Raw genomic sequence first — 6167 nt, 5'->3', positions numbered from 1 at the left:
GGGCGGGGCCTTCAGGCCCCGCCCCGCTCCGTTCTCCTGTTCTCCTGTCGGCTCAGGCCAGGGCGTGCAGGAGGCGGTCCACGTCGTCCCGCGTGTTGTAGAGGTGGAAGGACGCGCGCAGGTTGCCGGCCCGGTTGGAGACCTCGATGCCCTTCGTGCGCAGCTCCGGCTGGCGGGCGCCGAGTCCCGGCACGGAGACGATCGGCGAGCCCGGGGCGGGGATCGGGGCGAGGCCCCGCTCGGCGAGCCCGGCCCGGAAGTGCTCGGCGAGGGCCAGGTCGTGGGCGCACACCGCGTCGGGGCCCAGTTCCTCGATCAGCTCGAGGGAGCGGCGGGCTCCGGTGTACGAGACGAGGCCCGGGGTCTCGTCGAACCGGCGGGCGGAGAAGGCGAGTTCGGTGACCGGGCCGTAGCAGCTGTCCCAGGGCCGCTCCCCCGCGACCCAGCCGCCGAACACCGGGCGCAGCGCCGCGAACCCCTCCGGGTCGGCGGGGCCGATGAAGAAGGTCGCGCCGCGCGGGCAGGTGAGCCACTTGAACGCGACGGACGTGACGTAGTCCGCGTGCGGGGCGTGCTCGGTGAGCGGGTACCAGCCGGCGGCCTGCGAGGCGTCCACATACAGCCGGGCGCCGTGGGCGCGGGTCGCCTCCCGCAGGGCCCGCACGTCGGCGACGCGGCCGTCGGCGGACTGGGCCGCGCTGACGGCGACGAGCGCGGTGCCGGGGCGGACGGACTCGGCGAGCGCCTCCAGGGGCACGGTGCGGACCTTGAGGTCCGGGCGCACATGGAACGGGTTGATCGTGGAGCTGAACTCGCCCTCGGCCGTGAGGACTTCGGCGCCGTCGGGGAGCGAGGCGGCGATCAGGCCGGTGTAGACGGCGACGGAGTTGCCGGTCGCGACGCGCTCCACGGGGACGCCGGCCAGCCGGGCGAACGCGGCGCGCGCGTCCTCCACGTCGGTGAACAGGTCGTCGATGGAGCCGCCCTCGGCCATCACGGTGATCGCGTCGCGCATCGCGGCGGTGGCGCGGGCCGGGAGAAGGCCTGAGCTCGCCGTGTTCAGGTAGGTGGTGGCCGGGGTGTACTCGGCGCGGACCAGGCCGGCGTCGAGCTGGGGCACAGCGGAAGTCTCCATGCGTCCACTGTGCCCCGCCGCCAACTACCCGTCCATTGCGGATGTTTGAGCAGTACCTCTAAGAGGCGCTTATCAGTGCAGGTCAGGCCTGGGGCACGGCGCAGCCGTCGGGGCCGCAGACATCACCGTCGGCGCTGTCCGCGGTCTCGATGACGGTGAGCGGGGAGCGGGCGGACCAGGCCTGGGTGAGGGCCTGCGTGAAGACCTCGGCGGGCTGGGCGCCGGAGACGCCGAACTTGCGGTCGAGCACGAAGAACGGGACGCCGGTCGCGCCCAGCGCGGCGGCCTCCTGCTCGTCGGCGCGGACCGCGTCGGCGTAGGCCTCGGGGTCGGCGAGCACCCCGCGGACCTCGGTCTCGTCGAGGCCGGCTTCGACGGCGAGCTTCACGACGTGCTCCTCGTCGGCGAAGACGGACGCGTCCTCGGCGAAGTTGCCGCGGTAGAGGGCGTCGATCATCGCGTCCTGGAGGCCGCGCTCGTGGGCCAGGTGGAGGAGTCGGTGCAGGTCGAAGCTGTTGCCGTAGTCGCGGCCCTCGGTGAGGTAGGGCAGGCCGAGCGCGCCGGCCTGCTGGCCGAGGCCCTTCTCGTTGGCGGCGGCCTGGGCCTCGCTGATGCCGTACTTCTCGGCGATGTGCGGGACGACGAGGCCGGTGAAGTCCTTCTTCACCGTCGGGTCGAGCTCGAAGGACCGGTGGACGACCTCGACCTCGGCCTTGTGCGGAAAGGCGTCGAGTGCCTGCTCGAACCGGGCCTTGCCGATGTAGCAGAACGGGCAGTTGATGTCGGTCCAGATCTCGACGCGCATGGGGGTCTCTCGCTCGCTTCGGGTGACGTACGGCGCAGGGGGTGCCCCGCACTCCCCTCCACAACCGGAACCCCCCTCCGGAAATTCCCGGGCCGGACGACCGTGCCGGTCAGGAACCGTCACGCAGGCCGTCGGGCCAGGTGGGGCGGTACTCGATGTGGTCGTAGGTGACGACGCAGCCCTCGCCGACCGGGGACTGGGCGAGGAAGCCGACCAGTGCCGCGCCCGCGGTCTTCTCGTCACCCAGCGTGAAGATGCGGATGAAGGTCCAGGTGGTCCCGTCGGTCGAGGCGTGGAAGGCGAACGCGGCGCCGGTCCGGCTGATCCGGAGCCAGACGGAGCGGCCCGCCACGACGAAGGCGTTCGCGTCGTCCGAGTGGCCCCGGGTGACGACCGTGCAGATGGTGGGCTCGTCCGGGGAGCGCTCGAAGCAGAGCTTGGCCCACTCCCGGTCGCCGACGTGGAGGTAGAGCACCCCCGCGTCGAAGGCCGCCTCGAACCCGACGGTGACCCGCGCGATCAGCTGGAAGTCCCCCTCCGGCGCCGCCCCCAGCAGGCGCGGCGCGTCGGAGGCGGGCTCCAGGGAGTCTCCCGTGGGCGGCACGAACCGGTCCTGCCGGGGCCCCGCCCACCCCGTGAGCGTGCCGTCCTCGTACGACCAGTTGCCGTCGGGGCCGTAGCTGCGCAGCGGAAAGGGCAGTTCGGGGAGTCGCAGTTCCATGCCGGTCAGTGTTCCAGGCGGCCGTTGTAGCGGCGCGGCAGCCCCAGCGGATTGCCGTCGCGCAGCTCGGGCGGGAGCAGCGCCTCGGGCGTCGTCTGGTAGGCGACGGGCCGCAGCCAGCGCTCGATCGCGGTGCCGCCGACCGAGGTGGAGGTGGAGGTGGTCGCCGGGTAGGGCCCGCCGTGGTGCTGGGCGGGTGCGACGGCGACGCCGGTCGGCCAGCCGTTGACGAGGACGCGGCCCGCGAGCGGCGTGAGCTCGGCGAGGAGCTCGGCGCCCCGGCCCTCGCCGGCGGCCTCGCCCTCGGACAGCTGGAGCGTGGCGGAGAGGTTGCCGGGCAGCCGGGACAGGACCGCGGTCACCTCGTCCGCCGAGCCGTAGCGGGCGACGACGGTGACCGGCCCGAAGCACTCTTCGAGCAGCAGGTCGTGCGGCCCGTCCTCGGCGAGCCGCGCGGCGGGCACGGTGAGGAATCCGGGCGCGACGGTGTGGTCGCCGCCCGCGCCCGGCGTGACCGGCGCCTCGACCTCGGGCAGTTCCGCTCGCGCGGTGACCCCGGCGACGAAGTTGTCCCGCATGCGGTGGTCGAGCAGGACCCCGGCCTCGGTGTCGCTGACGGCGGCGGTGAGCGTCTTGACCAGCGCGTCGCCGGCCTCGCCGCGCGGCGCGAAGACGAGCCCCGGCTTCACGCAGAACTGCCCGACGCCCAGCGTCATGGATCCGGCGAGCCCCGTACCGATCGTGTCGGCGCGCTCGGCGGCCGCCGCCTCGGTGATCACGACGGGGTTGAGCGAGCCGAGCTCTCCGTGGAACGGGATCGGCACGGGCCGGGCCGCCGCCGCGTCGAACAGGGCCCGCCCGCCGCGGACGGAACCGGTGAAGCCGGCGGCGGCGACGAGCGGGTGCCGCACCAGTTCGAGTCCGGCCTCGAAGCCGTGGACCAGGCCGAGGACGCCCTCGGGGATGCCGTGCCGGGCGGCGGCGCGGCGGATCGTGGCGGCGACGAGCTCGGAGGTGGCGGGGTGGTCGGGGTGGGCCTTGACGACGACCGGGCAGCCCGCGGCGAGCGCGCTCGCGGTGTCGCCGCCGGGCACGGAGAAGGCGAAGGGGAAGTTCGAGGCCGCGTAGACGGCGACGACGCCCAGCGGGATCTTGTAGCGGCGCAGGTCAGGGACGGGCGGGGTGGCCGTGGCGTCCGGGTGGTCGATGACCACGTCGAGGAAGGCGCCCTCGTCGACGATGTCGGCGAAGGCCCGCAACTGATAGCAGGTGCGGGCGAGTTCTCCGGTGAGCCGGACGGGGCCGAGCGCGGTCTCCGCGTCGGCGGCCTCGACGAGGTGTTCCTCGGAGGCCGCGAGCAGTTCGGCGGCGGAGCGCAGGAACGCGGCGCGGACGGTGCGGTCGGCGAGCGCGGGGCGGGCCGCCTGGGCGGCGTGGACCGCCTGGTCCACCTCCTGCGGTGTCGCCTCGACGGCAACCTGCTCCCGCTGCTTCCCGGTTCGGGGGTCGACACTCCAGACTGGTGCTGCTGCCACCGCGGATCCTTCCAGCTTTTCTTCGAAGCTCACCGGGCCGGCCAGGAGAGCTGTTCGATATACTGAACACTGTCTCTCATCGTGAACTCGTATCGAGACTGGACAGTAATTCCCGTGGAACGAAGGGGTCAAGGGAGATGTCGGCAGGCGAGGCGGGGGCCGCCGCGGGCGGTGCCCAGGTCAAATCGGCGGTCCGCACGGTGGAGCTGCTCGAGTACTTCGCCGGGCGCCCCGGCATGCACTCGCTGGCCGCGGTCCAGGAGGCCGTCGGTTACCCCAAGTCCAGTCTCTACATGCTGCTGCGCACGCTCGTCGAGCTCGGCTGGGTCGAGACCGACGCGACCGGCACGCGGTACGGCATCGGCGTACGGGCGCTGCTGGTCGGCACGTCGTACATCGACGGCGACGAGGTGGTCGCGGCGGCGCGGCCGACACTGGACCGGCTGTCGGACGACACGACCGAGACCATCCACCTGGCCCGGCTCGACGGAACGAACGTCGTGTACCTCGCCACCCGTCAGTCCCAGCACTATCTGCGGCCCTTCACGCGGGTGGGACGCCGGCTGCCCGCGCACTCGACCTCGCTCGGCAAGGCGCTGCTCGCGACGCACACCGACGAGCAGGTCCGCAAGCTGCTCCCGGAGACGCTGCCCGCGCTGACCGAGCACACGATCACGGACCGCGAGAAGCTCATCGAGGAGCTGCACCAGGTGCGCGAGCAGGGCTTCGCGGTGGACCGGGAGGAGAACACGCTGGGGCTGCGCTGCTTCGGCGTGGCCGTCCCGTACCGGACCCCGGCCCGGGACGCGATCTCCTGCTCGGTCCCGGTCGCCCGCCTCACCCCGGCGCACGAACAGATGGTCAAGGACGCCCTGTTCGACGCCCGGGACCGCCTGACCCTGGCCACGCGCCGCCTGTAGTCCTTCTTCGCGCCGCTCCCCCTCCGCCGCGCGGCGGAGGGGGATCACCGGCTCGCACGACGACCCGCGCCACCCGGCGGGCCAGCCTGGACGCATGACCTCGAAGCTGCGCTCCACCTTGCGAACCGTCACCGTCCTCGCCTGTCTCCCGTACCTGTCGCTGAAGGTCGCCTGGATCGCCGGCAGCCGCGTCGGCATCCCCGACGGCAGCACCCTCCTGGACCACCGCACGACGATGGCGGTCGCCAACGGCATCACCGTGCTGCTCGACGGCGCCGTCATCCTCCTCGCCTTCCTGCTGACCCGCCCCTGGGGGCGCAGGGTGCCGGCCTGGGCGCTCGCCGTGCCGATGTGGGTGGCGACCGGACTGCTCACCCCGATCATGACCGGCTACCCGGCCCAGCTGATCGTGCAGGCGTTCGACGGTTCGGGCGGCGGCTCAGGGCCGAGCGAACCCTTCCTGGACGACTGGGTGTTCGCGGTCGTGTATCCCGGCTTCATCGCGCAGGGCCTGTGCCTGGGCGCCCTCTTCGTCGGATACGCGCGGGAACGCTGGGGCGGGGTCTGGCAGGGCCGCGTGCGGGAGCTTCCGGTCCGCCCGCAGGACGCGGCGCAGCGCCTGATCGCGGTGGGCGCGGCCCTGCTCGCCGTGCTGCCGGTCACGACGCACCTGCTGTGGGCGTGCGGCATGGACGCCGGACTCAACGCGGCGCGGGCCGCCGAACGCGACAGCACCTACTACGTGATGGAGACGTTCAACGCGCTGTATCTCGTCGCGGCGGTCGCGGGCGCTGTGCTGCTGACCTTCCGGCGCGGGCGCGTGCTCACCCTGAAGGTGCCGCTGGCGCTGCTCTGGGTGGGGTCGGGGGCGGCGGCCTGCTGGGGCGGCTGGCTGGCGCTGGCCTCGCTGACCGGGGTCGACGACCTCTCCCGGCAGCCCACGCCGCTGATGAACCTCACCTACGCTGGGCAGATGATCGTCGGCCTGCTCGTCGTGACCATCGGCGCCCATCACGCGGCCGCCCGCCGCACCACCCCCGTGCCCGCGTGA

6 protein-coding genes are annotated in these 6167 nt (G+C 73.2%); 2 read left to right on the top strand and 4 right to left on the bottom strand.

The genetic code is table 11. The features are described from left to right. Positions 1–52 precede the first annotated feature (52 nt). The 4 genes from ACFW9D_RS18390 to ACFW9D_RS18375 form a co-directional block, all read right to left on the bottom strand. Positions 53–1135 (bottom strand): aminotransferase class V-fold PLP-dependent enzyme, encoded by a 1083-nt coding sequence (locus ACFW9D_RS18390; RefSeq protein ID WP_384623132.1) that lies wholly within the window; start codon positions 1133–1135, stop codon positions 53–55. A gap of 82 nt (positions 1136–1217) precedes the next feature. Further along, positions 1218–1940 carry a DsbA family oxidoreductase gene (locus ACFW9D_RS18385; RefSeq protein WP_384623131.1) on the bottom strand — a complete coding sequence of 241 codons (723 nt, stop codon included), beginning with the start codon at positions 1938–1940 and terminating at the stop codon, positions 1218–1220. Positions 1941–2049: 109 nt separating this feature from the next. Beyond that, complete coding sequence (locus ACFW9D_RS18380) at positions 2050–2661, bottom strand: DUF1349 domain-containing protein (RefSeq protein ID WP_188339633.1); 612 nt, start codon at positions 2659–2661, stop codon at positions 2050–2052. A gap of 5 nt (positions 2662–2666) precedes the next feature. After that, positions 2667–4196: an aldehyde dehydrogenase (NADP(+)) gene (locus ACFW9D_RS18375; RefSeq protein WP_188339632.1), complete on the bottom strand. Its 1530-nt coding sequence runs from the start codon at positions 4194–4196 to the stop codon at positions 2667–2669. A 137-nt stretch (positions 4197–4333) separates the two neighbouring features. Between ACFW9D_RS18375 and ACFW9D_RS18370 the strand changes: the two genes are divergently transcribed. Both ACFW9D_RS18370 and ACFW9D_RS18365 read left to right on the top strand, forming a co-directional pair. Then, positions 4334–5116, top strand: a complete 783-nt coding sequence (locus ACFW9D_RS18370; RefSeq protein WP_384623129.1) for an IclR family transcriptional regulator — start codon at positions 4334–4336, stop codon at positions 5114–5116. A gap of 94 nt (positions 5117–5210) precedes the next feature. After that, positions 5211–6167, top strand: coding sequence for a hypothetical protein (locus tag ACFW9D_RS18365; protein ID WP_384623128.1), 957 nt, complete (start codon positions 5211–5213; stop codon positions 6165–6167).

Origin of the sequence: Streptomyces sp. NPDC059524, assembly GCF_042749255.1 — a bacterium.
In the GTDB taxonomy this organism is placed as follows: domain Bacteria; phylum Actinomycetota; class Actinomycetes; order Streptomycetales; family Streptomycetaceae; genus Streptomyces; species Streptomyces xanthii.
Note: the sequence above shows the minus strand (reverse complement) of the source record. Positions and strands in the feature narration are given on the sequence as shown.

Excerpts from the sequence above, each read along its gene's own strand:
- ACFW9D_RS18385 (WP_384623131.1), bottom strand. The coding sequence starts at position 1,940 with ATGCGCGTCGAGATCTGGACCGACATCAACTGCCCGTTCTGCTACATC.
- ACFW9D_RS18370 (WP_384623129.1), top strand. The coding sequence starts at position 4,334 with ATGTCGGCAGGCGAGGCGGGGGCCGCCGCGGGCGGTGCCCAGGTCAAA.
- ACFW9D_RS18365 (WP_384623128.1), top strand. The coding sequence starts at position 5,211 with ATGACCTCGAAGCTGCGCTCCACCTTGCGAACCGTCACCGTCCTCGCC.
- ACFW9D_RS18380 (WP_188339633.1), bottom strand. The coding sequence starts at position 2,661 with ATGGAACTGCGACTCCCCGAACTGCCCTTTCCGCTGCGCAGCTACGGC.
- ACFW9D_RS18390 (WP_384623132.1), bottom strand. The coding sequence starts at position 1,135 with ATGGAGACTTCCGCTGTGCCCCAGCTCGACGCCGGCCTGGTCCGCGCC.